At 65.9% G+C, this 25,981-nt stretch carries 33 protein-coding genes and 2 tRNA genes; 25 read left to right on the forward strand and 10 right to left on the reverse strand.

The features are described from left to right. Positions 1-80: 80 nt before the first annotated feature. Positions 81-1,256, forward strand: a complete 1,176-nt coding sequence (locus tag FEJ81_RS08530) for an acyl-CoA dehydrogenase family protein (protein ID WP_138244889.1) — start codon at positions 81-83, stop codon at positions 1,254-1,256. Positions 1,257-1,388: 132 nt separating this feature from the next. Beyond that, complete coding sequence (locus FEJ81_RS08535; protein ID WP_138244890.1) at positions 1,389-1,928, forward strand: HAD family hydrolase; 540 nt, start codon at positions 1,389-1,391, stop codon at positions 1,926-1,928. A gap of 50 nt (positions 1,929-1,978) precedes the next feature. Here FEJ81_RS08535 and FEJ81_RS08540 read toward each other — a convergent pair whose 3' ends face one another. Continuing rightward, entirely contained in the window at positions 1,979-2,212 is a 234-nt protein-coding gene (locus FEJ81_RS08540; protein WP_138244891.1) for a DUF5822 domain-containing protein, read from the reverse strand. Positions 2,213-2,347: 135 nt separating this feature from the next. Here FEJ81_RS08540 and panB point away from each other — a divergent pair, with 135 nt between their 5' ends. Next, positions 2,348-3,160, forward strand: coding sequence for a 3-methyl-2-oxobutanoate hydroxymethyltransferase (gene panB, locus FEJ81_RS08545; RefSeq protein WP_138244892.1), 813 nt, complete (start codon positions 2,348-2,350; stop codon positions 3,158-3,160). Between the two features lie 33 nt (positions 3,161-3,193). Here the strand turns inward: panB and FEJ81_RS08550 are convergent, their stop codons facing one another. Then, positions 3,194-3,991 (reverse strand): alpha/beta fold hydrolase, encoded by a 798-nt coding sequence (locus FEJ81_RS08550; protein WP_138244893.1) that lies wholly within the window; start codon positions 3,989-3,991, stop codon positions 3,194-3,196. 235 nt (positions 3,992-4,226) lie between these two features. Here FEJ81_RS08550 and FEJ81_RS08555 point away from each other — a divergent pair, with 235 nt between their 5' ends. After that, complete coding sequence (locus FEJ81_RS08555) at positions 4,227-4,475, forward strand: DUF7127 family protein (RefSeq protein ID WP_138244894.1); 249 nt, start codon at positions 4,227-4,229, stop codon at positions 4,473-4,475. Beyond that, positions 4,472-6,733: a CDC48 family AAA ATPase gene (locus FEJ81_RS08560; RefSeq protein ID WP_138244895.1), complete on the forward strand. Its 2,262-nt coding sequence runs from the start codon at positions 4,472-4,474 to the stop codon at positions 6,731-6,733. The genes FEJ81_RS08555 and FEJ81_RS08560 overlap by 4 nt, the downstream gene beginning before the upstream one ends. A gap of 60 nt (positions 6,734-6,793) precedes the next feature. On the opposite strand, the gene FEJ81_RS08565 is transcribed toward FEJ81_RS08560, so the two are convergent. Continuing rightward, entirely contained in the window at positions 6,794-7,630 is an 837-nt protein-coding gene (locus FEJ81_RS08565; protein ID WP_138244896.1) for a TrmB family transcriptional regulator, read from the reverse strand. Positions 7,631-7,948: 318 nt separating this feature from the next. Between FEJ81_RS08565 and FEJ81_RS08570 the strand changes: the two genes are divergently transcribed. After that, positions 7,949-8,275 (forward strand): HalOD1 output domain-containing protein, encoded by a 327-nt coding sequence (locus FEJ81_RS08570; RefSeq protein ID WP_138244897.1) that lies wholly within the window; start codon positions 7,949-7,951, stop codon positions 8,273-8,275. 31 nt (positions 8,276-8,306) lie between these two features. On the opposite strand, the gene bcp is transcribed toward FEJ81_RS08570, so the two are convergent. The 4 genes from bcp to FEJ81_RS08590 all read right to left on the reverse strand — a co-directional run bounded on the left by bcp (position 8,307) and on the right by FEJ81_RS08590 (position 11,619). After that, entirely contained in the window at positions 8,307-8,780 is a 474-nt protein-coding gene (bcp, locus tag FEJ81_RS08575; RefSeq protein ID WP_138244898.1) for a thioredoxin-dependent thiol peroxidase, read from the reverse strand. A 123-nt stretch (positions 8,781-8,903) separates the two neighbouring features. After that, the gene (locus FEJ81_RS08580) at positions 8,904-9,875 is read right to left on the reverse strand and encodes a DNA replication complex subunit Gins51 (protein WP_138244899.1); all 972 of its coding nucleotides are present in this window, start codon (positions 9,873-9,875) and stop codon (positions 8,904-8,906) included. Continuing rightward, on the reverse strand, positions 9,872-11,047 hold the full coding sequence (gene priS, locus FEJ81_RS08585) for a DNA primase small subunit PriS (protein ID WP_138244900.1): 1,176 nt from the start codon (positions 11,045-11,047) through the stop codon (positions 9,872-9,874). The genes FEJ81_RS08580 and priS overlap by 4 nt, the downstream gene beginning before the upstream one ends. A 95-nt stretch (positions 11,048-11,142) precedes the next feature. Continuing rightward, positions 11,143-11,619: a GNAT family N-acetyltransferase gene (locus tag FEJ81_RS08590; RefSeq protein WP_138244901.1), complete on the reverse strand. Its 477-nt coding sequence runs from the start codon at positions 11,617-11,619 to the stop codon at positions 11,143-11,145. 166 nt (positions 11,620-11,785) lie between these two features. Between FEJ81_RS08590 and FEJ81_RS08595 the strand changes: the two genes are divergently transcribed. Beyond that, positions 11,786-12,247, forward strand: a complete 462-nt coding sequence (locus tag FEJ81_RS08595) for an archease (RefSeq protein WP_138244902.1) — start codon at positions 11,786-11,788, stop codon at positions 12,245-12,247. A 117-nt stretch (positions 12,248-12,364) separates the two neighbouring features. Continuing rightward, positions 12,365-13,831 (forward strand): RtcB family protein, encoded by a 1,467-nt coding sequence (locus tag FEJ81_RS08600; protein ID WP_138244903.1) that lies wholly within the window; start codon positions 12,365-12,367, stop codon positions 13,829-13,831. A 33-nt stretch (positions 13,832-13,864) separates the two neighbouring features. On the opposite strand, the gene FEJ81_RS08605 is transcribed toward FEJ81_RS08600, so the two are convergent. Together FEJ81_RS08605 and FEJ81_RS08610 are read right to left on the reverse strand one after the other, a co-directional pair. Then, on the reverse strand, positions 13,865-14,080 hold the full coding sequence (locus FEJ81_RS08605) for a hypothetical protein (protein ID WP_138244904.1): 216 nt from the start codon (positions 14,078-14,080) through the stop codon (positions 13,865-13,867). Positions 14,081-14,139: 59 nt separating this feature from the next. Next, on the reverse strand, positions 14,140-14,817 hold the full coding sequence (locus FEJ81_RS08610; RefSeq protein ID WP_138244905.1) for a helix-turn-helix domain-containing protein: 678 nt from the start codon (positions 14,815-14,817) through the stop codon (positions 14,140-14,142). A gap of 169 nt (positions 14,818-14,986) precedes the next feature. On the opposite strand from FEJ81_RS08610, the gene moaA reads away from it, so the two are divergent. From moaA to FEJ81_RS08685, 15 genes are all read left to right on the forward strand, one after another. Further along, on the forward strand, positions 14,987-16,003 hold the full coding sequence (moaA, locus tag FEJ81_RS08615) for a GTP 3',8-cyclase MoaA (RefSeq protein WP_138244906.1): 1,017 nt from the start codon (positions 14,987-14,989) through the stop codon (positions 16,001-16,003). A 198-nt stretch (positions 16,004-16,201) separates the two neighbouring features. Next, positions 16,202-16,284, forward strand: a tRNA-Ser gene (locus FEJ81_RS08620). Positions 16,285-16,355: 71 nt separating this feature from the next. Beyond that, on the forward strand, positions 16,356-16,883 hold the full coding sequence (locus tag FEJ81_RS08625) for a 30S ribosomal protein S13 (RefSeq protein ID WP_138244907.1): 528 nt from the start codon (positions 16,356-16,358) through the stop codon (positions 16,881-16,883). Further along, positions 16,883-17,404 (forward strand): 30S ribosomal protein S4, encoded by a 522-nt coding sequence (locus FEJ81_RS08630; RefSeq protein ID WP_138244908.1) that lies wholly within the window; start codon positions 16,883-16,885, stop codon positions 17,402-17,404. Before FEJ81_RS08625 ends, FEJ81_RS08630 begins: the two co-directional genes overlap by 1 nt. Before the next feature lies 1 nt (position 17,405). Continuing rightward, on the forward strand, positions 17,406-17,795 hold the full coding sequence (locus FEJ81_RS08635) for a 30S ribosomal protein S11 (RefSeq protein WP_124177304.1): 390 nt from the start codon (positions 17,406-17,408) through the stop codon (positions 17,793-17,795). A gap of 3 nt (positions 17,796-17,798) precedes the next feature. Further along, entirely contained in the window at positions 17,799-18,548 is a 750-nt protein-coding gene (locus tag FEJ81_RS08640) for a DNA-directed RNA polymerase subunit D (protein ID WP_138244909.1), read from the forward strand. 129 nt (positions 18,549-18,677) lie between these two features. After that, a tRNA-Leu gene (locus tag FEJ81_RS08645) sits at positions 18,678-18,762 on the forward strand. Between the two features lie 156 nt (positions 18,763-18,918). Beyond that, on the forward strand, positions 18,919-19,272 hold the full coding sequence (locus FEJ81_RS08650) for a 50S ribosomal protein L18e (RefSeq protein ID WP_138244910.1): 354 nt from the start codon (positions 18,919-18,921) through the stop codon (positions 19,270-19,272). After that, on the forward strand, positions 19,269-19,718 hold the full coding sequence (locus FEJ81_RS08655) for a 50S ribosomal protein L13 (RefSeq protein ID WP_138244911.1): 450 nt from the start codon (positions 19,269-19,271) through the stop codon (positions 19,716-19,718). The genes FEJ81_RS08650 and FEJ81_RS08655 overlap by 4 nt, the downstream gene beginning before the upstream one ends. After that, positions 19,712-20,110 (forward strand): 30S ribosomal protein S9, encoded by a 399-nt coding sequence (locus FEJ81_RS08660; RefSeq protein ID WP_138244912.1) that lies wholly within the window; start codon positions 19,712-19,714, stop codon positions 20,108-20,110. The genes FEJ81_RS08655 and FEJ81_RS08660 overlap by 7 nt, the downstream gene beginning before the upstream one ends. A gap of 12 nt (positions 20,111-20,122) precedes the next feature. Next, the gene (locus tag FEJ81_RS08665; RefSeq protein WP_138244913.1) at positions 20,123-20,317 is read left to right on the forward strand and encodes a DNA-directed RNA polymerase subunit N; all 195 of its coding nucleotides are present in this window, start codon (positions 20,123-20,125) and stop codon (positions 20,315-20,317) included. A 2-nt stretch (positions 20,318-20,319) separates the two neighbouring features. Beyond that, a complete protein-coding gene (locus FEJ81_RS08670) occupies positions 20,320-20,505 on the forward strand; it encodes a DNA-directed RNA polymerase subunit K (RefSeq protein ID WP_006432492.1) in 186 nt (61 codons plus the stop codon). After that, positions 20,502-21,707, forward strand: coding sequence for a phosphopyruvate hydratase (gene eno, locus FEJ81_RS08675; RefSeq protein WP_138244914.1), 1,206 nt, complete (start codon positions 20,502-20,504; stop codon positions 21,705-21,707). Before FEJ81_RS08670 ends, eno begins: the two co-directional genes overlap by 4 nt. Then, complete coding sequence (gene rpsB / locus FEJ81_RS08680) at positions 21,704-22,516, forward strand: 30S ribosomal protein S2 (RefSeq protein WP_138244915.1); 813 nt, start codon at positions 21,704-21,706, stop codon at positions 22,514-22,516. The genes eno and rpsB overlap by 4 nt, the downstream gene beginning before the upstream one ends. 163 nt (positions 22,517-22,679) lie before the next feature. Next, a complete protein-coding gene (locus FEJ81_RS08685; RefSeq protein WP_138244916.1) occupies positions 22,680-23,096 on the forward strand; it encodes a hypothetical protein in 417 nt (138 codons plus the stop codon). 87 nt (positions 23,097-23,183) lie between these two features. On the opposite strand, the gene FEJ81_RS08690 is transcribed toward FEJ81_RS08685, so the two are convergent. Next, positions 23,184-24,107, reverse strand: coding sequence for a thiamine-phosphate synthase family protein (locus FEJ81_RS08690; RefSeq protein WP_138244917.1), 924 nt, complete (start codon positions 24,105-24,107; stop codon positions 23,184-23,186). Positions 24,108-24,245: 138 nt separating this feature from the next. Between FEJ81_RS08690 and mvk the strand changes: the two genes are divergently transcribed. Beyond that, positions 24,246-25,232: a mevalonate kinase gene (gene mvk / locus FEJ81_RS08695; RefSeq protein ID WP_138244918.1), complete on the forward strand. Its 987-nt coding sequence runs from the start codon at positions 24,246-24,248 to the stop codon at positions 25,230-25,232. Then, a complete protein-coding gene (locus FEJ81_RS08700; protein WP_138244919.1) occupies positions 25,229-25,969 on the forward strand; it encodes an isopentenyl phosphate kinase in 741 nt (246 codons plus the stop codon). The genes mvk and FEJ81_RS08700 overlap by 4 nt, the downstream gene beginning before the upstream one ends. Positions 25,970-25,981: the final 12 nt, after the last annotated feature.

Below are 25,981 nucleotides of genomic sequence, written 5' to 3' on the forward strand. Positions count from 1 at the left end.
CAAGCCTGAGCCGAGTCTGCGTTTGAGACCGATACCGAATCCGACACGGAGATTTTTGCCACGGCCGTCGAATGGCCGCCATGGAACTCACCGAGGAACAGGCGGCGGTCCGCGATGTCGTCCGGGAGTTCGCGCGCGAGGAGATCGAGCCGACCGCGCTGGAGGCCGACAGGGACCAGCGGTTCCCGGAGGATGTCTGGGACGGACTCGCCGACCTCGATCTGACCGGGTTGACGGTCCCCGAGGACTACGGCGGCTATGACGCGGACCCGGTGACGGCCGCCGTGGTCAACGAGGAGGTGGCCTACGGGATGTTAGCCGTGGCGACGGCGCTGTCAGTCCACTCGCTTGCCACGTCCTGTATCGCGGAGTTCGGAAGCGAGGACCAACGGGAGCGCTGGCTCCCCGAAATGGCCGCGGGGCGGCCGGTCGGTGCCTTCGCGCTCTCGGAGCCCCACGCGGGATCGAACCCGGCGGAGATGTCGACGGAGGCGCGACGCGACTCCGCCGAGGAAACCTCGGCTGACCCTCGAGAAGCCGAGGCTTCTCGAGAGGGCGACGAATACGTCATCGACGGCGAGAAGCAGTGGATCACGAACGGCGAGCGCGCCGGCGTCTACGTTCTCTTCGCGAAGACCGACCGGGACGATCCGGACTCGGTCACGCAGTTTCTGGTCCCCGGCGACGCTGACGGCCTGACCGTCGGCGAGAAAGAGGACAAACTCGGCCTGCGCGCGAGCGACACCACGAGTCTGACCTTCGACGGCGTACGGATTCCGGCCGAAAACCGGCTCACCGAGGAAGGAAACGGACTCTCGGCCGCGTTCCACATCCTCACCGGCGGCCGAATCGCCATCGCCGCCCAGTCCGTCGGGCTCGCACGACGCGCGCTCGAGGAAGCGATGGCCTACAGTCAGGAGCGCGACCAGTTCGGCGGCCCGATCGCGGACATCCAGACGATCCAGCACAAACTCGCGGAGATGGCGACACGGACCCGCGCCGCGCGACTACTGACCCGCGACGCAGCCCAAAAGCGGGCGGCCGGGGGCGCGGCGCTCGAGGCGAGCATGGCGAAGTACTTCGCGAGCGAGGCGGCGATGTTCGTGACCAACGAAGCGGTACAGATCCACGGCGGCTACGGCTACGTCACCGAGGGCGAGGTCGAGCGGCTCTACCGCGACGCCAAGATCACCGAGATCTACGAGGGGACGACGGAGATCCAGAAGACGGTGATCGCCCGGGAACTGCTGGATTGAGAGTGAGCGACAGCGGTTCGATGACTGTCGCTCGGCTCGAGGACTGACCACTGCTCGACTCGACCGGTCGATACATCATGAGCGAGTGCCGTGACCGAAGTTCATATTCTGCCCCCGCCCGTATCGGCAGCCGTGACCGAGTACGACGCCGTCGTCTACGATCTCGACGGGACCCTCGTCGATCTCGACGTCGACTGGAACGCCGTCGCCGTCGACGTCCGCGAGGTGTACGACAGCGCGGCCGTCGACCCGCCCAGCGACGGGCTCTGGGACATGCTCGAGGCCGCCGCCAACGCGGGGCTAGCCGAAGACGTGGAAGCCGCGATCGCCGCCCACGAACACGACGGCGCGCGGACCGCCGACCGGCTCGCCCGCGCCGACGACCTCCTCAAGCAGTCGCTGCCGACCGGCGTCTGCTCGCTGAACTGCGAGCGGGCGTGTCGGATCGCGCTCGAGGAACACGCGCTGACGGCGGCGGTCGACGTCGTCGTCGGCCGGGATTCGGTCGGGACGTGGAAGCCGGATCCGGAACCGTTGCTCGCGACGGTAAGCGAACTCGGGGCCGAACCCGAGCGAGCGCTGTTTATCGGTGACTCCGCGCGCGATCAGCAGACGGCAGAACGGGCTGGCGTCGACTTCGAGTACGTCGGCGAGGGACCGTCGGGCGTTTGAATTCGTTGCAGTCGGTCGACGTTCGGTCGGGCCTCGAGCAGCCGAGTCGGCTACGTCTGGTTTCGTTTCGCGTAGGCGAAGATCACGATCGACGTGACTAACCAGACCGGGGCCCCGACCCGGATCGCGAACTCGACGCGGTCGGCCCACGTGGGGAGGGTCGCGGTCGTCGACAGCGCGGCGACGAGCGGCGCGCCGACGAGGATCGTCGCGACGAACGTGGTCTGCATGACCCAGCCGTAGTCGACCCCGTCGGGCGAACTCGTCTCGACGCGTTCTGGCACGCGTGAGTATGGCGACCGGCCCCTCTTAAGCGCGCCGGGTTCTCCGGGTCGGCGCGCTGAGGAGGGCACGCGGCGCTCGAGCTGACGATTGCCGGAGAGCAACGAGGTTTAATCACGGGGGACCGACCTGTGGGTATGCCTAGCGTGCGGGATCTCAGAGCGAAGGCGGGCGAGGAACCGATCACGATGCTGACGGCCTACGACGCGCCCACGGCGTCGATCGTGGATGAGGCCGGCGTCGATATCATCCTCGTCGGAGACAGCCTCGGAAACACCAGTCTGGGCTACGAGGACACGCTCCCGGTGACCGTCGACGACATGGCTCGCCACACCGGCGCGGTCGCGCGGGCGACCGACGACGCCCTCGTCGTCGCCGACATGCCGTTTCTCTCCGTCGGCGTCGATGAGCGAGCGAGCGTCGAGAACGCCGGACGGATGCTCAAAGAGGAGGACGCCCACGCGGTCAAACTCGAGTGTGGCCCCCACACCATCGATCTGACGGAAAAATTGGTCCAGCTCGGGATTCCGGTGATGGCCCACCTCGGGCTCACACCCCAGCACGTCAATCAGTACGGCGGCTACCCGCGACAGGGGACCGATCAGGAGGCCGCCGAGCGGATCCTCGAGTTAGCCGAAGCCCACGAGGACGCGGGCGCGTTCGCGCTCGTCTTGGAGCACGTGCCGTCGAACCTCGCGGCCGACGTGACGGCGGCACTGGACATCCCGACGATCGGGATCGGTGCCGGCCCGGACTGCGAAGGGCAGGTGCTCGTGGTCGACGACGCGATCGGACTCAGCGAGTGGACGCCCTCGTTCTCGAAACAGTTCGGCGACGTCCGCGGGGAGATGGAATCCGCGATCGGCGCGTACGTGTCGGCGGTCGAGTCCGGCGAGTTCCCCGCGGACGAACACAGCCACGAGGAGCGCGACCTCGAGGACATCTACTGAGACCATCGTCCGGAAACGGGGGCCATCCGACCCTCAGTACCAGTCCCGGCTGCGATCCTCGCCGACGGTCGCCAGAAATTCTTCGATGGCCCCGTTGAACGCGGTCGATTGCTCGACCATCGCCAGATGGGCCGCGTCCTCGATCTCGGCGAGTCCGGCCCCGTCGATCTCGTCGGCCAGATACTCGTGGAACCACGGCGGCGTCAGCTGATCGTACTCCCCGCACACCGCGAGGACGGGGATATCGATCTCGCCGACGCGGTCGCGGACGTCGAACTCGTGGCAGGTCAGGAAGTCCCGCCGCGTTACCGCCTGTCCGCACTCGTGCATCCGCTCCATCGAGCGCTCTCGGATCTCGGGATCGGGGTCGTGAAAGAGCCGATCCGGGCCGTGCAGGAACTCGACCGCCCGCTCGAAGTCCGACTCGAGCCACGACAGCAGGTCCTCGAGAACGCCGAGCCGGGCACCGGTTCCCGTCAACACGGCCGCCTCAGGGGAAAAGTCGCGCTCGAGCAGGATCTGCAGGACGACGGCACCGCCGAGGGAGTTCCCGACGAGGATCTCCGCGTCGGTCGCTTCCGCGACGGCCAGTACGTCGTCGGCGTAGGCCGACAGCGTCGTGTAGCCGGCGCTCGCATCGATGTCGTCCGACTCCCCGTGTCCGCTGAGGTCGACCGAGACGATCGAGTGGTGGTCCGCCAGCGGGTGCTGGCCGGTCCACAGATCGCTCGAGCCGCCGCTGCCGTGGATACAGCAGATCGGCGGGCCGTCGCCGCCGCGGTCGACGACGTCGTAGGCCGTCTCCCGTCCGTGGTGTGATACCGTGTCCATACGAAAGGACACGAGCGGGGCGGGCATAAAGACTCGATTCGGGCCGACTGGAGAACGCCAGCAACGGGACTATGCTCGTTCCGGGTTACATACTGAGTACCGCTCGATCGATCGAGCGCGGATACTCTCGCTGTGAACTACGAACAATGGACTCGTGAGTGACCATCACGCCTTACTGCGATTAACCGTAGAAAGGCTTATATAGTAGCAGTGCTTACCTTGGGTTAGTTACAGCATGACTCTCGAACAATTCACCCGCGAAGAGGGGCAGGTGGCCCGCCGATACGAGTACGAGGACGGTACGGTGATGGCCGTCGACTTCGGAACCGAGGAGACCGACGCCTCCGTCGACGTCGTCGACGGGACCGTTATCGTCGTCCTCGCGGACGATCAGTACGAAATCGAACTGCCCGAGAACGCCGACGACGCGCACACGTTTATGAAAAACGGCGTGCTCACTGTCGAACTGGAGGAGGAACTATGAAGCTCACCGTCAAACCACTGAAACAGAAAGACGCCGGCCGCGGACTCGCCGCGATCGACCGCGTCTCGATGAACGAACTCGACCTCGAGAACGGCGATTACATCGTCATCAAGGGGAAAGGAGACAGTCAGGCCGTCGCTCGCGTCTGGCCCGGCTACCCCGAAGACGAAGGACGCGGCATCGTCCGCATCGACGGTCGCCTGCGCCAGGAGGCCGATGTCGGGATCGACGACAACGTCACGATCGAGCCCGCAGACGTCAAGCCCGCCACGTCGGTCACCGTCGCGCTGCCCCAGAATCTCCGCATTCGCGGGGATATCGGCCCGCTCGTCCGCGACAAGCTGTCCGGACAGGCCGTCACCGAGGGCCAGACCGTACCGTTCTCGCTCTCGTTCGGTCCCATGGCCAGCTCCGGCCAGTCGGTGCCGCTGAAGATCGCGAGCACCTCGCCGTCGGGCACCGTCGTCATCACGGACTCGACGAGCATCGAGATCTCCGAGACGCCCGCCGAACAGGTCCAGTCCGGCGGCGGTGCGTCCGCCGAAGGCGTCCCGAACGTCGCCTACGAGGACATCGGCGGTCTGGACGACGAACTCGATCAGGTCCGCGAGATGATCGAGCTGCCGATGCGCCACCCCGAGCTGTTCCAGCAGCTGGGCATCGAGCCGCCGAAGGGCGTGCTCCTGCACGGCCCGCCGGGCACCGGGAAGACGCTGATGGCGAAAGCCGTCGCCAACGAGATCGACGCTCACTTCGAGACGATCTCCGGGCCGGAGATCATGTCGAAGTACTACGGCGAGTCCGAAGAGCAACTCCGCGAGGTCTTCGAGGAGGCCGAGGAGAACGCCCCCTCGATCATCTTCATCGACGAACTCGACTCCATCGCGGCAAAGCGCGAGGAGGCCGGCGGTGACGTCGAACGACGCGTCGTCGCCCAACTGCTCTCGCTGATGGACGGCCTCGAGGAACGGGGCCGCGTCACGGTCATCGCCGCGACCAACCGCGTCGACGCCATCGACCCCGCGCTCCGGCGCGGCGGTCGCTTCGACCGCGAGATCGAGATCGGCGTCCCCGACAAGGAGGGCCGCAAGGAGATCCTGCAGGTCCACACCCGCGGGATGCCCCTCGACGAGGGGATCGACCTCGATCAGTACGCCGAGAACACCCACGGCTTCGTCGGTGCCGACCTCGAGTCGCTCGCACGCGAAAGCGCGATGAACGCGCTCCGGCGCATCCGCCCCGAACTCGACCTCGAGTCCGAGGAGATCGACGCCGACGTGCTCGACTCACTCGAAGTCTCCGAACGCGACTTCAAGGAGGCGCTCAAGGGCATCCAGCCCTCGGCGATGCGCGAGGTCTTCGTCGAAGTCCCCGACGTCACGTGGAACGACGTCGGCGGCTTAGGCGACACCAAAGAGCAACTGCGCGAGACGATCCAGTGGCCGCTCGACTACCCCGAGGTGTTCGAGCAGATGGACATGCAGGCCGCCAAGGGCGTCCTCATGTACGGCCCGCCGGGCACCGGGAAGACCCTGCTCGCCAAGGCCGTCGCCAACGAGGCCCAGTCGAACTTCATCTCGATCAAGGGCCCCGAACTGCTGAACAAGTACGTCGGGGAGTCCGAGAAGGGCGTCCGCGAAGTCTTCGAGAAGGCGCGGTCGAACGCACCGACCGTGATCTTCTTCGACGAGATCGACTCGATCGCGGGCAAACGCGGCCAGCGGCAGGGCGACTCCGGCGTCGGCGAACGCGTCGTCTCCCAGCTCCTGACGGAACTGGACGGCCTCGAGGAACTCGAGGACGTCGTCGTGATCGCCACGACCAACCGGCCGGACCTGATCGACAGCGCCCTGCTCCGTCCCGGACGGCTCGACCGCCACGTCCACGTGCCGGTCCCCGACGAGGACGCGCGCAAGGCGATCTTCGACGTCCACACCCGCAACAAGCCCCTGGCCGAATCCGTCGACCTCGAGTGGCTGGCCAGTCGGACGGACGGCTACGTCGGTGCCGACATCGAAGCGGTCTGCCGCGAGGCGTCGATGGCCGCCAGCCGCGAGTTCATCAACTCGGTCGACCCCGAGGACATGGGCGACACCATCGGCAACGTTCGCATCAGCCGCGAACACTTCGAGACGGCGCTCGAGGAGGTCAACCCGAGCGTCACCCCCGAGACCCGCGAGCAGTACGAGGACCTCGAAGAGGAGTTCCAGCAGGCCGAGCCCGGACAGGACGAACAGCTCGGACGGACCTTCCAGTAAGGTCGCCGCCCGCTGTCACCACGCCCGGACCGCTGACCGGGTCGGAAACGTCTTCGCTCCCTATTCTTCGCAGGCTGTACACTCCGCGTTCGGATCGCGCGGCTCGACCGGATCGCCGGTTTCGAACTCGACCGTCGCCAGCCGCTCCTCGAGAACGTATCGAAACCAGACGATCAGGCCGTGGCCGCGTTCGCTGGCCCAGATCCCGGTCTCCGCGGTTTCCCGCGGGACGATCCCCTCCGTCAGCGCGCTCAACACGACCGTCTCCCGATCGACCAGCAGGAGACGGCCTAGCGACCGATCCGCCGGCCCCTGCGAATCGAACGCGAAGTCGGTGACGGAGACGCGAGCCGTCGGGACGGCCTCTCGAACGGTACCCCGGGCCGATGTCGACGGCACCTCGACGAACACCGCGACGCCTCGGTCGTGCGCTGCGGCGAGTCGCTCGAGGAGGGCGGGCTCGAGCAGGTCCGCGTCCGCCGCGAGCAGGTAGATCTCGCTCGTCGCGTCCTCGACGGCCGCGGCCGTCCGATTGCACAGGTCCTGATGGCCGGCGACCTTCCAGACACCGTCGTCGTCGGTCGTCCGCCGCTCGAGTTCACGGAGGTTCGTCGTCGCGGTCTCGAGGTGGTCGCGGTACTCCTGTCGGAGCCGTTTCCGGGCGACGTCCACGGAGACGACGGCATATCTTCGCGGGTCGGACTCTTGGATGTCGACGAGGCCGAGGCGGTGTAACTGGTCGACGACATCGTAGACGCGCGACTGGGGAACGTCGGCGACCTGACTGATTTCCTTCGCCGTTCCCTCAGAGAGCTGCGTCAGCGCCACGAAGCACCGGGCCTCGTAGGTGCGAAGCCCCAGCTCCTCCAGTGCTTCGATGGCATCGGCTTCAGACATGGGTGAACCGACCGCTCGTTGAGGGAGCCATAGTGTGGGGGTAATCGGTGCGAAATACGGAAAAGGTATTCCACTTCTTCAGTCCGGTAAAATCGGGACGTGCGCCCGGCGAACGGGGAGTAGTATCCCCTTACTCGAATCGGCGGACTGCGCGTGTCACGACCGGCGTGACACCACTGGTACGTCGATCGAACTCTCCTATTCAAGCCAAAGCTTCGTAGTGAATGATCAGCTACCACTGGTAATGGTCGGACAACCGATCGACCGGGGCGGGGGAATCGACGATCGACGAGAGAGATGCAGGAGGGCGAGCGGATAATGCCCGGACCCGATCGCGATCCCTCGGACGAGCGACCGATCCTCGTTGAACGGTCCCACGACGAAACGACGCCGGCCAGCATCGCCGTCGTCTACGCAATTTCTGCCGCGCTCGATACCGATCCGATCGAATGTACGACCGAGCACGGATTCACGCTGTACGACCACGTCGATCCCGAGGCCCTCGACGCGCTCATGGACGAGAATCGGCAGGACGCGGGCGTTACCGTCGAACTATCTCTGAACGAGTACCTGCTCCGCGTTTCCGACCGCGGTTGCGTTCGCGTTCTGGGCCCGACCGATTCCGAGGGGGAATCGAACGGGTAACGGACGGGAACGGAACGCGGGCTGCTCCCCGTCAGTGGGCGATGTCCGCCGGCTCGAGGTCCGCGAGGACACCGTCGGCGTGGCCGTCCGGCGAGACGCCCTCGTAGACCGCCTCGATCCGGCCGTCCGGACCGACGACGTAGGTGTTCCGGAAGACGCCGTCGAAGGTGTTCCCGAACAGCTGCTTCTCGCCGTAGGACTCGTAGAGCGTCGCGACTTCGCCGAACTCGTCGGAGAGGAGATCGAACGCGAGGTCGTAGTCGTCGGCGAAGTCGGCGATGTCGTCGACGGGATCGTCGCTGATACCGACGACGGAAACGTCGCGGTCCTCGAACTGCGACAGCGCGTCGTTGAACCCGCAAGCTTCGGTGGTACAGCCCTCCGTGTTGGCGCGAGGATAGAAGTAAACGACGAGCCGCTTCCCCTCGAAATCGGAGCGGCTGACCGTCTCTCCGTGTTGGTTTAGCAGTTCGAACTCCGGCGCTTCGTCGCCGACATCGAGCATGGATGCGAGTTAGTGACCGCTACCGTATACGTTGCGATTTCACGCGGCTCCGCGTCCGAGGGACACAGTTCGAGAACGGAAACCGAGCGGGGTTGAGAAAACGGCGAGTAGGTCGAGGCCGACTCACTCGAGCCGTTCGGCGGCCTCCCGTTCGACGAGGGGAGCCGCGTTTTGCTCCGGAAGAGTGACGATGTCGTCGCTCGTCAGCGTGTACTCGCGGTCGTCGACGCCGAGAATCGAGCCGATGTCGCTGGTGATCCGAACCGTCGTCCGATCGACATCGGCGGTTGCACCGGCGTCCTGCTCGCCGGCCGCTGGATCCGCGTCGGGGTTCGGCGGGACCGGGTCGGAGTCCGGCCCAGCGGCCCCGTCGGGTACACTGTCGCCCTGTGAGTCGCCAGAGCCGTCCGGTGGACCGTTCGCCGGATCGGCCGGCTCGCTCCCGTCGACGGCGTCCGCCTCCGGCGCGTCCGCCGACGGCCCCTCTCCGCCCATCACGTCGGCGGGGGAGACGGCGCTCGAGCCGTCCGCCCCCGGTTTCCCGCCCGCTTCGGGGGCTCCGGCCCCCACCGGTTCCTCGGGCGGTGCCGGCGGAGTCTCGTCCCCGGCCGCGCCGGACGGTGACGGGTCGTCGGGACGGGATTCGCGGGCGCCGGGTCCACCGGCCGCGGCGTCGGACCCCGCGTCGGGGTCGGTGGCCGCGCCCTCGACGCCCTCGAGGACGTCGAGCACCCGGCTCTTGTTCGAACCGATGCGGTCGACCAGATCGTCGAAGAGGTCGGCCTCCTCGGCGGTCAGCCCCTCGTCGTCGGCCGCCATTCCGGCCGCGGCGAGGCTGGCCTGTTTGACGAGTTTGCCCATCCGGCGCTCGTAGATCGCTTCGACGACGTCCTTGGCGGTCTCGATCTCGTCGGTCAGCCGGCCGACCTCGGGCGCGGAAAAGGGGTCCTCGGCCTGCTCGGCGACGCGGTCGCGTTCGTCCTCGAGATCGGCGATGTACTCGCCGACCTCCTGATAGAACGAGGGACGCAGGTTCTGGAGGCTGTCCTTCTGGCGCTCCTTGCTCTGGACCGAACGCAGTTCGTCGAGGTTCATTCTTTCTCCTTCTCGGCGCGGCCGCGTGCCATCAGGAACACGGCGACGTACTCGGGTAGTGACTGGTCACCCTCGGAGACCGTAAAGGTATCTCCTCCGAGTTCGACCTCGCCGCCGTCGCTGACGTCGACCGTGATCTCGTGACCGACGAAGGTCTCGGGGACGGCGTCGACCAGCGGGTCGAAATCCGCGATCTCGTCGCGCTCGAGTCGCACCGTCTTCAGCCCGCTCCCGCCGTGGAGACTGCCGGGGAGGCGGATGAGTCGGTTCGTGTCCGTGGTGACAGGTTCGTCGATCGGCGCGTTGTCCCGCTCGACGGCCTCGCCGGCGAACCGCTCGGCCAACTGCGCGACCGCGGTGTGGACGGTGACGTTGCCCGCCTCGAGTTGCTCCCGATTGTTGCGGGCCGCGTTCAGCGTGGCCTGGGCCTTCCCCTCGCCGATGCCGTCGAACGCCTGCAGTCGCTCGAGGGCGTCGTCCTCGTCGGCCGCGAGCAACTCGTCGATGAAGGCCATGAAGTGGTCGTGGATGCGAGCCCCCCAGCCGCCCTCGACCCGCAGCGTTCGGCGTTCCGTCGGCGTCTTCCGTCCCAACCCGGCGACGGTCTCGGTCTCGATCAGTTCGTCGAACTCGAGGCCGATGCCCCGGACGTAGTCGACGATTTCGCGCCGGTGCTCCCGATCGAGGTCCAAGACGTTCGCGTCGCGGACGTGGACGTGATAGCCGCGGCCGCCCGAGAAGACGATCTCGAGGTCCTCGAAGGCGAAGTCGTCCTCGAGGAAATCGAGTAGTCGGAGCAGGGCGTCCTTACACTGGGCGAGCATCTCGGCGTAGCTGTCCTCGCCGAGCGTGACACCCGGCAGATGATCGGCGTCGAGGTCGAAGACGAGGTCCGCGGACTGCCAGTCTTTCTCGTGCATCGAACTCGCGCCCGGATCGCGAAAGCGCCCCGCCGAGAAGTAGACGTGGCGCGGGCGTTTCCGGACGAGAAACTCCGAGAGGTCGCCCAGCTCGAGCAGCGAACGGTGGCGGACCATGGTCGTGTCCGGGCCCTCCGTCCACGGGATAAAGCCCCACTCGCGTTCGTTGGCCGCGGGCGGCGGCGTGATCGCTGTCCGTCGATAGTGATCGCGGAACCGGCCCCGAAGATAGGCCCTCGTTCGCTCCTCCATGCGCTTCGGGTAGTCGTCGGTGGTGGTGTATAACCCTGCCGAATGGGTCGGCGTCGCGACTCATCGTCTCGCGACAACGCGACGGTCGACTCGACTCACCGACGGATCAGGTCGGAAATTCGGTCGGCGAGGCCGACATCGGCGCCGAGTTTCAGGTAATAGGCGTCACCGCCGTCCTCGTAGTAGTTGTCGATCCGGCGCTTGATCTCGAAGCCGAGGTGTTCGTAGAACTGCAACGCGTTCTCGTTGCTCGTGCGGGCGTGACACGTGATCGTGTCGTGGTCGTCGGCCACGTGGGCGACGAGTCGTTTCCCGATCCCCTCGCCGCGGAACCCGGGGGAGACCGCCAGAAAGAGAATGTAGCCGTCGCGTCGAACGGCGGCGAATCCGATGAGTTCGCCGTCCTGAACGTAACAGTGGACTGTCGACCGACGATACGCGTCAGTAAAGAAATCGTGTCGCTGCTTGAGCACATCCTCCTGACGATTGATCTCCTCCTTTAGCTGCCAGGCTTCGTCGACGAAATCGTCGCTCCCCGGGGCGACGACGCGACTGTCGATGTTGACGCTCACTACCGTGGCCTACCACCGTCGTCAATATAATTCCACCGGCAGTCGATCCTCCGGAACGTCAGACAGAGACGACATGTGCGGTCGATTTGTTTTTGCGATCACATGATTCGCCGGGTCGCGTCAGAAACGACGGGCATAGGAGTCACGGCAGAAAAGAGGCACCCAAATGGGGTTCGAACTACGCGACCACACGGCCGACATCGCGGTGTCGGCGACCGGCGACTCGCTCGAGTCGGTCTTCGCCGCGGTGGCCGACGGCCTCGCGGCCGCGTCGTGTGACGAGATACCGGCCGAGACCGGTGACCGCTTTTCGCTCTCCGTGACCGCGGAGCGCCGCGAGGCGCTCCTGTTCGATTACCTCGACGAACTGATCTACCTGCGGGATACCCGAGCGGAACTCCCCGCTGACCACCGCGTCGACTCGATTGCGGGACCGGCGTCGGCCGACGGATCGAGCGCGGACGGCAAACCGGACGACTGGCACCTCGAGGCCAGCGCCCGCGGCGTCCCCCTCGCAGCGGTCGACGCCCGCGAGGTGAAGGCGGTGACCTACTCGGAGATGCGCCTCGAGCGCGTCGGTAAGGGCGAGCCCGGCAGCTGGGAAGCGTACGTCGTTTTCGATGTCTAATCCGAGACCCAACTGCTTGCATCGGGTCCAGTCGTCGTCCCAATCCGTCAGTGAGACGGTCTCTCGAGGTCGCTGGTAAGACGAACATCTTTCATCGCCGGGGTTCGACTTTCGGGTATGACCACCTTCGACGCGAACGGCATCACGTTAGAGCGGGTGCGCGAGCACGTCTGGGAGATCCCACAGGAGGGCGACATGCGCGTCCCCGCACGAGTGCTGGCGAGCGAAGCGCTGCTCGAAGAGATCAAGGAGGACAAGAGCCTCGAGCAGATCACGAACACGACCCACCTGCCCGGCATCACCAACCACGCGATCTGTATGCCGGACACGCATCAGGGGTACGGCTTCCCCGTCGGCGGGGTAGGTGCACTCGACGCCGAAGACGGCTGTATTTCGCCGGGAGCGGTCGGCTACGACATCAATTGCGGCGTCAGGATGATGCGGACGAACCTGACATACGACGAGATCCAGGGCCGCGAGGAGGAACTCGTCGACTCCCTCTTCGCGAATATTCCGTCGGGGCTGGGCGGCGGCGGCATCGTCGAGCCCGGAATCGACGCCGTCGACGAAATTCTGGCTCGAGGCGTCGACTGGGCGCTCGAGAACGGCCACGCCGTCGAGGAGGACCTACGCCACTGCGAGGATGAGGGGATGCGCGAGGGTGCAGACCCCGAGAAGGTGAGCCAGAAGGCCAAGGACCGCGGCAAGAACCAGATCGGCTCGCTGGGCTCGGGCAACCACTTCCTCGAGGTCCAGCGCGTCACGGATGTCTTCGACGCCGGCGTGGGGGAGGCCTACGGGCTCGAAGAGGACCAGATCGTCGTCCTGATCCACTGTGGCTCCCGCGGACTGGGCCACCAGACCTGCAACGACTACCTGCGGAAGATCGAGCAACAGCACAAGGGGCTGCTGGATCAGCTTCCGGACAAGGAACTCGCGGCCGCGCCCGCGGGATCACAGCTCGCCGAGGACTACTACGGCGCGATGAACGCGGCGATCAACTTCGCGTGGGTCAACCGCCAGCTGATCATGCACCGCACGCGGCGGGTCTTCGAGCGCGTCTTCGACCGCTCGTGGGAGTCCATGGACATGCACCTGCTGTACGACGTGGCCCACAACATCGCGAAGAAGGAGACCCACACCGTCGGCGAGGACGGCGAGGAGCGCGAACTCTACGTCCACCGGAAGGGCGCGACGCGGGCGTTCCCAGCGGGCCACCCCGAGGTGCCGAAAGCCTACCGCGATGTCGGCCAGCCGGTGATCATCCCCGGTAGCATGGGCGCGGGGAGCTACGTCCTCCGGGGCGGCGAGAACTCGATGGACCTCACCTTCGGCTCTACTGCCCACGGGGCGGGCCGACTGATGAGTCGCACGCAGGCCAAAAACGAGTACTGGGGCGGCGACGTTCAGCAAGACCTCGAGGACCAGCAGGCGATCTACGTCAAGGCCCAATCGGGGGCCACGATCGCCGAGGAAGCGCCGGGCGTCTACAAGGACGTCGACGAGGTCGTCCGCGTCTCCGACGAGTTAGGGATCGGCGACAAGGTCGCGCGGACCTTCCCCGTTTGCAATATCAAGGGCTGATCGATCGAGGCCATCGGCTCGGTCGTTCGAGCCCTACTTCAGCCGATACGGACTCTCGTCGTCTTCGTCGTCATCGTCGCCCTCGCCTTCGTACGGTTTCCGCGCGGTGATCGTCACCGTCGCTTCGGGGTCGTCCTCGTCGGCCCAGGGGCTGTCGTAGGCCGAGATCTCGAGGTCGGTCACGTCCCATCCCTCCTCCTCGACGAGTTCCACGAGGCGACGCTGGTCGGCGAGCATGTCCTCGTCCATGCCGCCCCCTTCGAGCGTGGACGGGGTAGGTCTTCTGCCGGCCGGTGGATGCCGCGCAATCACTCGTTTTCATCGCGCGCATCCGACCCGCCGATGTCGACCACCTCCTCGACGAGCGTGCGGTGTGCGCGCCGGAGTCGCTCGGAGAGCGCCTGATGGGAGATCCCCAGTTCGTCCGACAGTCCGTCCATGTCCATCCCGCGCGGAATCTCGTAGTAACCGCGCTCGAGGGCTGCAACCAGCGTCTCATACTGGGCGTCGGTGAGCCCGAACCGGCCGTGGCGGTTCTCCTCGAGCCGGTGGATCTTCCGAATCTCGACGCTCAATCCCTCGTCGGTCGCGAAGTCGTAGGTCCGGGAGAGCGCCTCTCGTTCCGGGAAGAGGACGCGGAACCGCCACTGTTTGCCTTCGACCTGTGCGTCGAGGACCGTCGCCTGCTCCTCGGTCAGCAGGTGGAGGATGACGGTCACGTCGTCCACCCAGTTCATTCGGTAGAGAGACTCGTCGCCGAGGTCCGTCAACCGTTCCGCCGCCTCGATGCTCGGATCGTCCGCCAGCGCGTCGTCGACGGTCTCGAGCGTCGGCTCGGTGCCCGAAAACCAGACGTAGGGCATGACGTGCTCCGGGTCGTACGCCACGACGCGTTCGATCTCGACATCGAGGTCGTCGGTCGCCTCGAGCGTGTGCCGGAGCGCGAACTCCGCGGCGGGCACGGCGAGCTCCGCGATGGTACTCATGCGACCCATCACCACGCGGACGACCAAGAGTGTCCGACTCCGCTCGACTCGGGCCCCGCGACTCGCGTGCCGTCGTTGCACCGCGCTGACAGCATTCGGAAACCGAAATCGGTTACGAGCCGCTCGAATTCCCGGCGCGTTTAAGCGGATCCGGCTGCAACTCAGTGGCATGCTCACCGACGACTTCGGGCGGGAGGTCACCGGGGTTCGCGTCTCCCTCACCGATCGGTGTAACTTCGACTGCGTCTACTGTCACAACGAGGGGCTCGGGGACACCCGCGGACCAATGGACCCGCAGGACGACGAGATGTCGACCGACGACGTCGTCCGATTCCTCGAGGTCGCCGCCGAGTTCGGGGTCGACGCGGTCAAGTTCACCGGTGGGGAGCCGATGCTCCGACAGGACTTAGCGGAGATCATCGAACGCACGCCCGACCAGATGGAGGTGTCGCTGACCACGAACGGCACGTTCCTTCCCGGTCGGGCCGAGGATCTCGTCGACGCCGGACTCGAGCGGGTCAACGTCTCGCAGGACGCGCTCGATCCTGAGGACTTCGCCGCGGTGACGAAAAGCGGAGCCTACGAGAAGGTCCTCGAGGGGGTCGAGGCGGCGTTGGACGCGGGCTTAGATCCGGTGAAACTCAACATGGTCGTCTTCGAGCACACGGCGGGGTACGTGCCGGAGATGGTCGACCACGTCGCGGCGAACGACGGGCTTCAGCTCCAGTTGATCGAGTACATGCCCGAACTGACGGGCAAGCCGGAGTGGAACATCGACATCCAGCGGGTTCACGACTGGCTGGCCGAGCAGGCCGACGAGGTCGAACACCGCGAGATGCACGACCGCAAGCGGTACTGGGTCAGCGATGGGGCGAGCGACGCGGCCGACACCGGATCGGACGCCGCCGGTCGCGGCATGGTCGAAATCGTCGATCCCGTGGAGAACCCCACCTTCTGTGCGAACTGCCACCGCGTCCGCGTGACTCACGAGGGGTACCTGAAGGGCTGTCTCAACCGCAACGACGACCTCAAGACGATGGGCGAGATGACCAAACCCGAAATCCGCGAGGCGTTCCGCGATGTCGTCGCCGACCGGGTTCCCTACTACGGCGAGTACATGATCCAAAACGAGGAGGGCGAGTGGGAGATCAACGAGAAGTACATCGAAGAGTACGCCGGGGCCTGACTCCGGACCAGGTTTTCGACTCTCGGTCGCCGACTCGAGTCGAATCTCCGGGACTCGAGCGGGGAATGGTACGAGAGCGGGCCACACGATCTGTCGCCACCTTTCGTTGCCCTTAAGTAGAAGACGGGGGTAGGACCGAGTGCGTTACGTGTAGGGGAGCGATCCCCGAGTCCGCAAGGGCGACGATAGACCGACGGAGTTGTGGTAGCCAAGCGGCCTAAGGCGCATGGTTGCTAACCATGTGGCGTCAAGCCTCCGGGGTTCAAATCCCCGCCACAACGTCGGACATTTGCTGGCGTTTTCCCGCCAGTCAATTTGCAACGCGCGCAGACCAGACACAGATACACGACACATGAGCGCCGAAGAACCTCAAGAACAAGAAGACGACGAAGATCTTCGATACTTCGTCCGCATCGGGCAAACCGACCTCGATGGGACGAAGTCCGTCGAGCGCTCGCTCTCGGAGATGAACGGGATCGGTCGCCGAACCGCCCGACTCATCGCCGAGGAAGCGGGTGTCGACCGAACGGCGACGTTCGGCCGACTCGACGACGACGTCATCGATGGCGTCATCGAAGTCGTCGAGAACTACGCTGACGAAGTCCCCGACTGGCTCAACAACCGACAGGACGACTTCTACAGCGGCGAGACGACCCACGAGATCGGCAACGATCTCCAGTTGACTCGACAGCACGACATCAACCGGATGAAGATGATCGACTCCTACAAGGGCACGCGCCACAAGCGCGGCCAGAAGGTTCGCGGTCAGCGAACCAAGTCCACCGGCCGAACGGAGGGCACCATCGGAGTCAACGTCGAAGAGATCCGCGAAGAACAGGCCGAGGAGGCCGCCGCCGACGAAGAGGACGAGGGTGAATAATGCCACTCGGCACTGACACCAAGCAATACGAGACGCCGAACCACCCCTACCAGGGAGAACGCATCGCAAGCGAGCACTCCCTCGTCGACCGCTACGGTCTCAAGAACAAAGAAGAGCTCTGGCGAGCACAGTCCGAGCTTCGCTCCTACCGGCGCGAGGCCCGAGAACTGCTCGGTCAGGCCCAGGACGACGAAACCGTCATCCGCCGTTCCGAGGAGTTCCTCGGTCGGCTCAAGCGCGTCGGCATCCTCGACGAGACCGACGAACTCGGCGACATCCTGTCGCTTGAGGTCGAGGACGTCCTCGAGCGCCGACTCCAGACGGTCGTCTACCGCTCCGGACTGGCGAACACGGCCCAGCAGGCCCGCCAGTACATCATCCACGGCCACATCGTGGTCGGCGACCAGCGCCACCGCGTTCCCTCCTACGTCGTCGACATCGACGAGGAGGATCTGGTGGCCTTCGACGAGAACAGTCCGCTCGCGGACGAACTCCACCCCGAACGCGCGGAGGGTCAGTAACATGAGTCAGGACGACGATAAATGGGGCATTGCCCACGTTCACGCATCGTTCAACAACACCGTCATGACCGTGACCGACCTCACGGGCGCGGAGACGATCGCCAAGTCCTCCGGTGGGACGGCGGTCAAGCAGAACCGCGACGAGGCGTCGCCGTACGCGGCCATGCAGATGGCCGAGTCCGTCGCCGAAGAGGTCAAAGCGGCCGGCATCACGGGCCTGCACGTTCACGTGCGCGGCCCCGGCGGCAACCTTCAGAAGTCCCCCGGTCCGGGTGCGCAGGCGACGATCCGCGCGCTCGCCCGCTCGGGCATCGAGATCGGGCGCATCGAGGACGTCACGCCGATCCCGCACGACGGATCGCGCGCTCCGAAAGGCAAGGGCGGCTACTAGACCATGAGTGCAGAGTACGACGTCGAGTTCGTCGAACGCGAGGATCGTGAAGCGCGGTTCCTCGTTCGCGGCGTGACACCCGGGTTTGCCAACGGCATCCGTCGAGCGATGGTCGCCGACGTGCCGACGATGGCGATCGACACCGTCCGGTTCGTCGAGAACTCGTCGGTGATGTTCGACGAGCAACTCGCGCTCCGAATGGGGCTCGTCCCGCTGACGACGCCGCCGGTCGGCGAGTTCGGTGAGGACGACACCGTCACGCTCTCGATCGACGTCGAAGGGCCGGCGACCGCCTACTCCGGCGACCTCGTCTCCAATGACGACCTCGTCCAACCCGCGGACGAGAACGTCCCGATTATCGAACTCAAGGACGGCCAGCGCCTCGAGGCCGAGGCCGACGCCGTCGTCAACCGCGGAAAGAACCACGCCAAACATCAGGGAGGGGTCGCGGTCGGCTACCGACACCTCCAGCGCGTGGAGGTCGACGGCGATCTCCCCGAGTTCGAGGACGAAGAGAGCCGGATCATCCGCGGCGTCATCGAGGACGACGGCGAACTCGTTGCAACGAGCGAGTTCGATCACGACCTCTCGAACCGCTATCCGGGCAAGGAGGTCCGAGTCGAGGACGTCCCGAACGCCTTCGTCTTCCACGTGGAGACGGACGGCTCGTTCCCCATCGAGGAGCTCGTCACGCGAGCCGCGGACACGATCGCGGCGCGTGCGACGGAACTCGAAGACGCAGTACAGCTGTAGATATGAACCGACGCCCCCAACCCAATTCGGGCACGCCGCTCGCCGACGCCGTGAGCGACGAGACCGGCGATCGCGTGTCCACTGGAATCGAAAGGGGTTTGAAGGGGCGACGGGTAGACGGAAGTGCGAGCAGGGATAGCCAAGTCAGGCCAACGGCGCAGCGTTCAGGGCGCTGTCTCGTAGGAGTCCGCAGGTTCAAATCCTGCTCCCTGCATCACTTCTCTACTGCCGACCGACACTCCGTGACCGGACGATTGCAGATCGACTGCGATCACTGCGGACGCGTCGGCCGTCAGGACAACAATTTCGATTCCATCGTCGACGGCGCAGTTCCTCGCGTCGTCGATCAGTTAGCAGTTGGAGGATACCAATGAGTAGCAAGACTAATCCGAGGCTCAACGATCTTATCGCCGAGCTGAAGTCGACGTCCCGCGAAACGGACGCCGATATCTGGCGAGACGTTGCGGATCGACTCGAGAAGCCCCGGCGCACCCACGCTGAGGTGAACCTGGGCCGCATCGAGCGGTACGCACGCGAAGAAGAGACTGTCGTCGTTCCCGGCAAAGTGCTGGGCTCCGGCGCACTACAGAAAAACGTCACCGTCGCCGCCGTCAAGTTCTCTTCGTCCGCAGAGACGAAGATCGAACAGGTCGGCGAGTCGGTCACCCTCGAGCAAGCGCTCGAGGACAACCCCGAAGGGTCTAACGTCCGGGTGATTCGATGAGTCTCGCAGAGTTCGACGCAGATCTCGTCGTCGACGCACAGGACTGTATTCTCGGTCGGGTCGCAAGCGAAGTCGCCCAGCGCGCGCTGGACGGCGACCGCATCGCGATCGTCAACGCCGAGGACGCGGTCATCACCGGCGACGAAGACGACATCTTCGAGACGTACCGCACGCGGCTAAACATGGGCTCGGACCGCGGGCCTTACTACCCCAAACGACCGGACATGATCTTCAAGCGGTCCGTTCGTGGGATGCTGCCGTACAAGAAACCCCGTGGCCGCGAGGCACTCGACAGCGTCCGCGTCTACGTCGGCAACCCCTACGAGAACGACGACGACCACGAGACGGAAGTCCTCGAGGGGACGTCGCTGGATCGCCTGTCGAACATCCGCTTCGTCCACCTACACGAAGTGTCCGAACAGTTAGGTGCTAACGTCACATGGTAACCAATACGAGTGGCAAGAAAAAGACGGCCGTCGCTCGCGCCACGGTGCGCGAAGGCGAGGGTCGAGTTCGAATCAATTCCCAACCCGTCGAACTGGTCGAACCCGAGATGTCCCGGCTCAAGATGCTCGAGCCGTTCCGCATCGTCGGCGAGGACCTACGCGGGGAGATGGATATCGACGTTCGCGTCGAGGGTGGCGGTATCAGTGGACAGGCAGACGCCGTCCGAACCGCCATCGCGCGCGGCATCGTCCAGCACACGAACGACGCCGAGCTCCGTGACGCGTTCATGGACTTCGACCGGTCGCTGCTGGTCAACGACGTCCGCCAGTCCGAACCGAAGAAGTGGGGCGGCCCGGGCGCTCGGGCTCGCTACCAGAAGTCCTACCGCTGAGGTGATACAAGCATGATGGTACCGGTCCGGTGTTTCACCTGTGGCAACGTCGTCGCCGAACACTGGGAGGAGTTCGACGAGCGAGCCAACGAGGGCGACGAGAACCCCGAGAAGGTTCTCGACGAACTCGGCGTCGAGCGCTACTGCTGTCGGCGCATGCTCGTCAGTCACAAAGACCTCGTCGACGTCGTCTCCCCGTACCAGTAACAATGCAACAACAACAGCACAACCGCTACGAGAAGGCACGCATCCTCGGCGCTCGAGCGCTGCAGATTTCCTACGGCGCGCCGGTGCTGACCGAGACTGAGCAGACCCAACCGATCCTCATCGCCGCCGAGGAGTACGACGCCGGCGTGCTGCCGTTTACCGTCAAACGGGGGTACGACAGGAAATGACGCTCATCACCGACATCCGGCTGCGTCGCATCCTCGACTCGCGAGGAAATCCGACGGTCGAGGCCGATGTCGTGACCGAGAGCGGCGGCTTCGGCCGTGCTGCAGCACCGAGTGGTGCCAGTACCGGCGAGTACGAGGCCGTCGAGCGGCCGCCGGGCGAGGCGATCGCCGCGGCCCGGGAACACGCCGTTCCCCGGCTCGTCGGCGAGGTCTACGCGGGCAACCAGCGCGACGTCGACGCCGCACTGCACGCCGCCGACGGCACCGACGACTTCTCGGAGATCGGTGCCAACAGCGCGGTCGCGATCTCGATGGCCGCCGCCAAGGCCGGTGCCGACGTGCTCGGTGCCCCGCTGTTCCAGCATCTCGGCGGGACGTTCCGCGGCGAGAACTTCCCGATTCCGCTCGGTAACGTCGTCGGCGGCGGCGAACACGCCGCCGACGCGACCGACATCCAGGAGTTCCTGGCCGCACCCGTCGGTGCACCCAGCGTCGCGGACGCCGTCTTCGCGAACGCGGCCGTCCACGCCGCCGTCGCGGACCTGCTCGAGGAACGCGGTGTTCCCTGTGGCAAGGGCGACGAGGGTGCGTGGGCACCATCGATCGACGACGGCGAGGCGTTCGAAGTCGTCGCCGAGGCGGTCTCGATGGTTCAGGAGGAAGTCGGCTTCAACATCGGCTTCGGACTGGATGTCGCCGGTGCGGAGCTGTACGATTCCGACTCCGGAACGTACGAGTACAGCGACCGGAGCCGCGACACCGACGAGCAGATCGAGTACATCGCCGAACTGGTCGAAGAGTACGATCTCGTCTACGTCGAGGATCCCCTCGACGAGGACGATTACGACGCCTTCGCCGACCTCACGGACGAAGTCGGCGACCAGACGCTGATCTGTGGTGACGACCTGTTCGTCACGAACACCGATCGGCTCGTCGAGGGGATCGATCGCGGCGCGGCAAACAGCATCCTGATCAAGCCGAACCAGATCGGGACGCTGACCGACGCCTTCGACGCGATCGAACTCGCGACGGAGAACGGCTACGACTCGGTCGTCTCCCACCGGTCGGGCGAGACCGAAGACGCGACAATCGCACACCTCGCCGTTGCGACCGACGCGCCCTTCATCAAGACGGGTGCCGTCGGCGGCGAGCGAACCGCAAAGCTCAACGAGCTCATTCGAATCGCAGACGACGCGACATGACAGAGAACGACGCAACCCAGGAAGGGCTCGACGCCGCCGAGGAGGCGATCGACGAGGAGCCAGCCGAAGGGGCTGGCCCCGCCGCCGACGCCGACGACGTCGAGCCAGTAGACGAACAGCCCGCCGACGCCGAGGGATCGCCCGCGGCCGACGCAGAACAAGCCGACGACGACGCCGAGGCCGAGGATGCCGGTCCGACCCTCGACGACGACGTCATGTCCGACGAGGAGGCGGACCTGCTGATCCCCGTCGAGGACTACCTCGGCGCCGGCGTCCATATCGGGACCCAGCAGAAGACCGAGGACATGGACCGGTTCATCCACCGCGTCCGGACCGACGGGCTCTACGTCCTCGATGTCTCGAAGACCGACGGCCGGATCCGTACGGCCGCGGACTTCCTCGCGAACTACGACCCCGAGCAGATTCTGGTCACGTCCTCGCGCCAGTACGGTCGGTTCCCGGCGGAGAAGTTCGCCGAGGCCGTGGGCGCTCGCGCCCGCACCGGTCGCTTCATCCCGGGCACGCTGACGAACCCGAAGTACGACGGCTACATCGAGCCGGACGTGCTGGTCGTCACCGACCCGATCGGCGACGCCCAGGCCGTCAAGGAGGCCATCACGGTCGGCATCCCGGTCATCGCGATGTGTGACTCGAACAACCAGGTCAGTAACGTCGACCTCGTCGTCCCGACGAACAACAAGGGTCGCAAGGCCCTCTCGGTCGTCTACTGGCTGCTCGCTAACGAGGTCCTCGATCGCCGCGGTGCCGAGCCGTCCTACTCGCTCGAGGACTTCGAGAGCGGCGTCTAACACGTTCGATATCGATACTGTTCGTTTTCTCGTTGCCGCCGGTCTGATAGCGACTGCGTTCGGAAGTTCGAACGGATGGATCCTCTGGGTCGAAAATAGCGGCAGTCGTGTTCAGTGACACCCTCCCACAACGTTTACCGTATAGCGAATTAGTAATGATGGTATGGATGGCCCACGGTCACACACCACGGAAGACCAGATTCGCCGGTGGGATCGAGTGTTTACTGCACTGTCGGCCGAACCGCGACGACGGATCGTCGAAGCACTGATCGAGGTCTCGGCCGGCGAGTCCATCCGGTTGCCGGAGGCCGCATCGAACCAAAACGGGTCGTCGGAGCTCGAACAGTTGCGGCTTCGATTATGCCACCATCATCTCCCGCTACTGGAAGAGGCGGGGTTCGTCCAGTGGGAAAACGACCCATTGTGCGCCTACCGCGGTCGCGATTTCGAGGAGGTGAGTGTCGTTCTCGAGAGCCTGTACGCGAACGCCGAGGAGATTCCCGACCGACTGGTTACCGGCTATCGGACCCTCGAGCGGGAACGCGAGAGCGACAGTTCGGAGTGTGACCTCCGCAGGTGACTCCGCCGTGAGACGTAGCGTTCGTACCGACGTGCCGCCGCTTGCGTCGTGGCGGGCACAGCGCAAGTGCCGTGGACCGGCAACCGATTACGACGAGGCCGTCTCGAGCAAGTCCGTGATCAGTTCGGCGGCGTCGGCGGCCGTCGCGCCGAAGACGTAGGTCGCGGGTTCGATCCCGAACGCGCCGCGGTGGTAGACGACGCGGGGGACCGTTCCGCGGTCCGCGAACCGACTCCGGAGGTGTTCGCCGCGGTCCTCGTAGTCGGCGTCGAACTCGAGCGGGTCGATGCCGTGTTCTCGGGCAGCCTTGAGCAGGTCGTCGTCGGTAGCGATATTGATGGCACCCCGAACCTCGGATTCGACGGCGGTCGCGGCGATGACCGCCGTCGCGACGTGTTTGGACGCGCCGAACTCGGGGTTCGCCGGGATCTCGATCCGTCCGCCCATGGCGTAGATCCGACCGGGGATCGCAGCGACATCGGTCTCGTCGCGGGGATCGGGCAGGCACATGCCGACGTTCGTCCCGACGTTCGGAACGACGTCGGCCATGCCGGGAATCGAAGCGAGGGTTCGCGCGGCGGTGCGGACGTTCGCGAGCACGTCCCGTTCGGCCCGCACGTCGGGGTCGAGCCCGCGAACGCACAAATCACAGCCCAGTCCGCGGAGTTCGGGCATCTCTTCTTCGTGGAGTTCACAGATCGGGCCCCGATCCTCGAGACTGCGGACGAGCGAGAGGAGTTCGGCGAGCGCGTCGTAGCCGTCCAGCTCGCCGCTCGCGAGGCCGTCCGCGATGCGTTCGACGGTCGCGACGGTTTCGGGGTCGTCCCGGAAGCGGTCGTCGCCGCCGCTTTCGCCGCCGACGTACTTGCTGACGGCGGCTTGGGTCACGCCGAGTTCGTCGGCGATCTCCCGTTGGGTCAGTCCGCGGTCGGCGAGCCGGGTGGCCAGCATCGCCCGTACCGTCGGCAGGAACCGATCGACGACGAGTTCACTCGGCAAGACGAGCGACATACGACCGAGGTTCGACTGCAGGCACATAAGTCCGCCTCCGCCGGCACGGAGTCGACGGGCCGTCGGATCGACGGATCACCACCGGGCGGCAGCGACGACAAAGATAGCTATTAACCGTCGTCGGACGAACGGCCGGGCATGACACTCTCGAGCGCTCCCGGGAAGGTGTATCTGTTCGGGGAGCACGCGGTGGTTTACGGCGAACCCGCCGTTCCGTGTGCGATCGAGCGACGGGCACGAGTCGAGGCGACCCGACGGGACGACGGTCGCCTCCGAGTCAACGCCGAGGATCTCAGTCTCGACGGGTTTACCGTCGAGTACGGCGCGACCGCGGACAGTCGCCCCGATGTCGACGTGCCTGAGTCGCTGGTGACGGCGGCGACGCAGTACGTCGACGACGCGATCGAGCAGGTGCGCGCGGTGACCGGCGAGGACGACGCCGGCTTCGACGTCACGATCGAGAGCGACATCCCGCTTGGTGCGGGGCTCGGCTCCTCGGCGGCGGTCGTCGTCGCCGCCATCGACGCCGCGACCCGCGAACTCGGCGTCACGCTCGAGCCCGAGAAACTCGCCGAGCGAGCCTATCAGACGGAGTCACAGGTCCAGGAGGGACAGGCCTCGCGGGCCGACACGTTCTGTTCGGCGACTGGCGGTGCGGTCCGCGTCGAGGGCGACGACTGCCGCTCGCTCGAGGCACCGGACCTGCCGATCGTGATCGGATTCGACGGCGGTGCAGGGGACACCGGGCAGCTGGTCGCAGGCGTCCGCGCCCTGCGAGAGGAGTACGATTTCGCGGCCGACACGGTCGAAGCGATCGGGGACGTGGTCCGGAACGGCGAGGACGCGCTCGCCGACGGCGACGTCGAGGAGATCGGGCGGCTGATGGACTTCAATCACGGCCTCCTCTCCGCGCTGGGGGTCTCATCGCGGTCGCTCGATACGATGGTCTGGGCGGCCCGCGACGCGGGCGCCCACGGCGCGAAGCTCACCGGAGCCGGCGGCGGCGGTTGTATGGTCGCGCTCGACCCCACCGAAGAGACGGAAACCGCCCTCTCGTTTACGCCGGGCTGTGAGGACGCCTTCCGCGCTGAACTCGCCGAAACAGGGGTGAAGCGCCTCGAATGATCGTCCTGAAACTCGGCGGCAGCGTCATCACCGAAAAGGGCCGCCCGGAGACCCTCGACAGCGCAGCCCTCGAGCGAGCGGCCGACGCGGTCGCCGCGGCGATAGACGCCGGCCTCGAGGACCTCGTGATCGTCCACGGCGGCGGGAGCTTCGGCCACCACAACGCCAGCGAGCACGGCGTTAGCACGACTGACGGAACCCACGATGCGAGCGCGGCCCTCGACATCCACGGCGCGATGAAGACGTTGAACCAGTTCGTCTTGGGCCGCCTGCTCGAGCGCGACGTGGACGCGGTGCCGGTCCATCCGTTCTCGGCGGCCCACCGCGACCGGGCGGGGGACCTCGACCTCCCGACGGGGCAGGTCGAAACGATGCTCGGCGAGGGGTTCGTCCCGGTCCTCCACGGCGACGTGATCGCCCACGCCGGCGCGGGCGCGACGGTGATCAGCGGCGACGAACTGGTCGCGGCCCTCGCTCGCGACCTCGGGGCCGACCGGGTCGGCCTCTGCTCGACCGTTCCCGGCGTGTTGGACGGCGACGACGCGGTTATCGGCCGGATCGGCGACTTCGAGACCGTCGCCGACGTCCTCGGGGCCAGCGACGCGACGGACGTGACCGGCGGGATGGCCGGCAAGGTGCGGACGCTGCTCGAGCTCGAGGCCGCGGCGTCGATCTTCGGGCTCGAGGCGCTCGCCTCGTTCCTCGAGGGCGAGAATCCGGGGACGACGATCGACTGAGCTCGTCGCGGT

The sequence above is a fragment of the Natrinema versiforme genome (genome assembly GCF_005576615.1).
In the GTDB taxonomy this organism is placed as follows: Archaea; Halobacteriota; Halobacteria; order Halobacteriales; family Natrialbaceae; genus Natrinema; species Natrinema versiforme_A.

What these genes read in the sequence shown, in the direction of transcription:
- FEJ81_RS08605 (WP_138244904.1), bottom strand. Translation starts at nt 14,080, where the DNA reads ATGGACGAGGACATGCTCGCCGACCAGCGTCGCCTCGTGGAACTCGTC.
- FEJ81_RS08550 (WP_138244893.1), bottom strand. Translation starts at nt 3,991, where the DNA reads ATGGACACGGTATCACACCACGGACGGGAGACGGCCTACGACGTCGTC.
- FEJ81_RS08665 (WP_138244913.1), top strand. Translation starts at nt 20,123, where the DNA reads ATGATGGTACCGGTCCGGTGTTTCACCTGTGGCAACGTCGTCGCCGAA.
- rpsB (WP_138244915.1), top strand. Translation starts at nt 21,704, where the DNA reads ATGACAGAGAACGACGCAACCCAGGAAGGGCTCGACGCCGCCGAGGAG.
- FEJ81_RS08560 (WP_138244895.1), top strand. Translation starts at nt 4,472, where the DNA reads ATGAAGCTCACCGTCAAACCACTGAAACAGAAAGACGCCGGCCGCGGA.
- panB (WP_138244892.1), top strand. Translation starts at nt 2,348, where the DNA reads ATGCCTAGCGTGCGGGATCTCAGAGCGAAGGCGGGCGAGGAACCGATC.
- FEJ81_RS08565 (WP_138244896.1), bottom strand. Translation starts at nt 7,630, where the DNA reads ATGTCTGAAGCCGATGCCATCGAAGCACTGGAGGAGCTGGGGCTTCGC.
- FEJ81_RS08685 (WP_138244916.1), top strand. Translation starts at nt 22,680, where the DNA reads ATGGATGGCCCACGGTCACACACCACGGAAGACCAGATTCGCCGGTGG.
- FEJ81_RS08670 (WP_006432492.1), top strand. Translation starts at nt 20,320, where the DNA reads ATGCAACAACAACAGCACAACCGCTACGAGAAGGCACGCATCCTCGGC.
- FEJ81_RS08610 (WP_138244905.1), bottom strand. Translation starts at nt 14,817, where the DNA reads ATGAGTACCATCGCGGAGCTCGCCGTGCCCGCCGCGGAGTTCGCGCTC.
- FEJ81_RS08655 (WP_138244911.1), top strand. Translation starts at nt 19,269, where the DNA reads ATGAGTCTCGCAGAGTTCGACGCAGATCTCGTCGTCGACGCACAGGAC.
- FEJ81_RS08595 (WP_138244902.1), top strand. Translation starts at nt 11,786, where the DNA reads ATGGGGTTCGAACTACGCGACCACACGGCCGACATCGCGGTGTCGGCG.
- FEJ81_RS08650 (WP_138244910.1), top strand. Translation starts at nt 18,919, where the DNA reads ATGAGTAGCAAGACTAATCCGAGGCTCAACGATCTTATCGCCGAGCTG.
- moaA (WP_138244906.1), top strand. Translation starts at nt 14,987, where the DNA reads ATGCTCACCGACGACTTCGGGCGGGAGGTCACCGGGGTTCGCGTCTCC.
- eno (WP_138244914.1), top strand. Translation starts at nt 20,502, where the DNA reads ATGACGCTCATCACCGACATCCGGCTGCGTCGCATCCTCGACTCGCGA.
- FEJ81_RS08660 (WP_138244912.1), top strand. Translation starts at nt 19,712, where the DNA reads ATGGTAACCAATACGAGTGGCAAGAAAAAGACGGCCGTCGCTCGCGCC.
- FEJ81_RS08690 (WP_138244917.1), bottom strand. Translation starts at nt 24,107, where the DNA reads ATGTCGCTCGTCTTGCCGAGTGAACTCGTCGTCGATCGGTTCCTGCCG.
- FEJ81_RS08700 (WP_138244919.1), top strand. Translation starts at nt 25,229, where the DNA reads ATGATCGTCCTGAAACTCGGCGGCAGCGTCATCACCGAAAAGGGCCGC.
- FEJ81_RS08570 (WP_138244897.1), top strand. Translation starts at nt 7,949, where the DNA reads ATGCCCGGACCCGATCGCGATCCCTCGGACGAGCGACCGATCCTCGTT.
- FEJ81_RS08625 (WP_138244907.1), top strand. Translation starts at nt 16,356, where the DNA reads ATGAGCGCCGAAGAACCTCAAGAACAAGAAGACGACGAAGATCTTCGA.
- FEJ81_RS08600 (WP_138244903.1), top strand. Translation starts at nt 12,365, where the DNA reads ATGACCACCTTCGACGCGAACGGCATCACGTTAGAGCGGGTGCGCGAG.
- priS (WP_138244900.1), bottom strand. Translation starts at nt 11,047, where the DNA reads ATGGAGGAGCGAACGAGGGCCTATCTTCGGGGCCGGTTCCGCGATCAC.
- FEJ81_RS08635 (WP_124177304.1), top strand. Translation starts at nt 17,406, where the DNA reads ATGAGTCAGGACGACGATAAATGGGGCATTGCCCACGTTCACGCATCG.
- FEJ81_RS08580 (WP_138244899.1), bottom strand. Translation starts at nt 9,875, where the DNA reads ATGAACCTCGACGAACTGCGTTCGGTCCAGAGCAAGGAGCGCCAGAAG.
- FEJ81_RS08530 (WP_138244889.1), top strand. Translation starts at nt 81, where the DNA reads ATGGAACTCACCGAGGAACAGGCGGCGGTCCGCGATGTCGTCCGGGAG.
- bcp (WP_138244898.1), bottom strand. Translation starts at nt 8,780, where the DNA reads ATGCTCGATGTCGGCGACGAAGCGCCGGAGTTCGAACTGCTAAACCAA.
- FEJ81_RS08640 (WP_138244909.1), top strand. Translation starts at nt 17,799, where the DNA reads ATGAGTGCAGAGTACGACGTCGAGTTCGTCGAACGCGAGGATCGTGAA.
- mvk (WP_138244918.1), top strand. Translation starts at nt 24,246, where the DNA reads ATGACACTCTCGAGCGCTCCCGGGAAGGTGTATCTGTTCGGGGAGCAC.
- FEJ81_RS08630 (WP_138244908.1), top strand. Translation starts at nt 16,883, where the DNA reads ATGCCACTCGGCACTGACACCAAGCAATACGAGACGCCGAACCACCCC.
- FEJ81_RS08555 (WP_138244894.1), top strand. Translation starts at nt 4,227, where the DNA reads ATGACTCTCGAACAATTCACCCGCGAAGAGGGGCAGGTGGCCCGCCGA.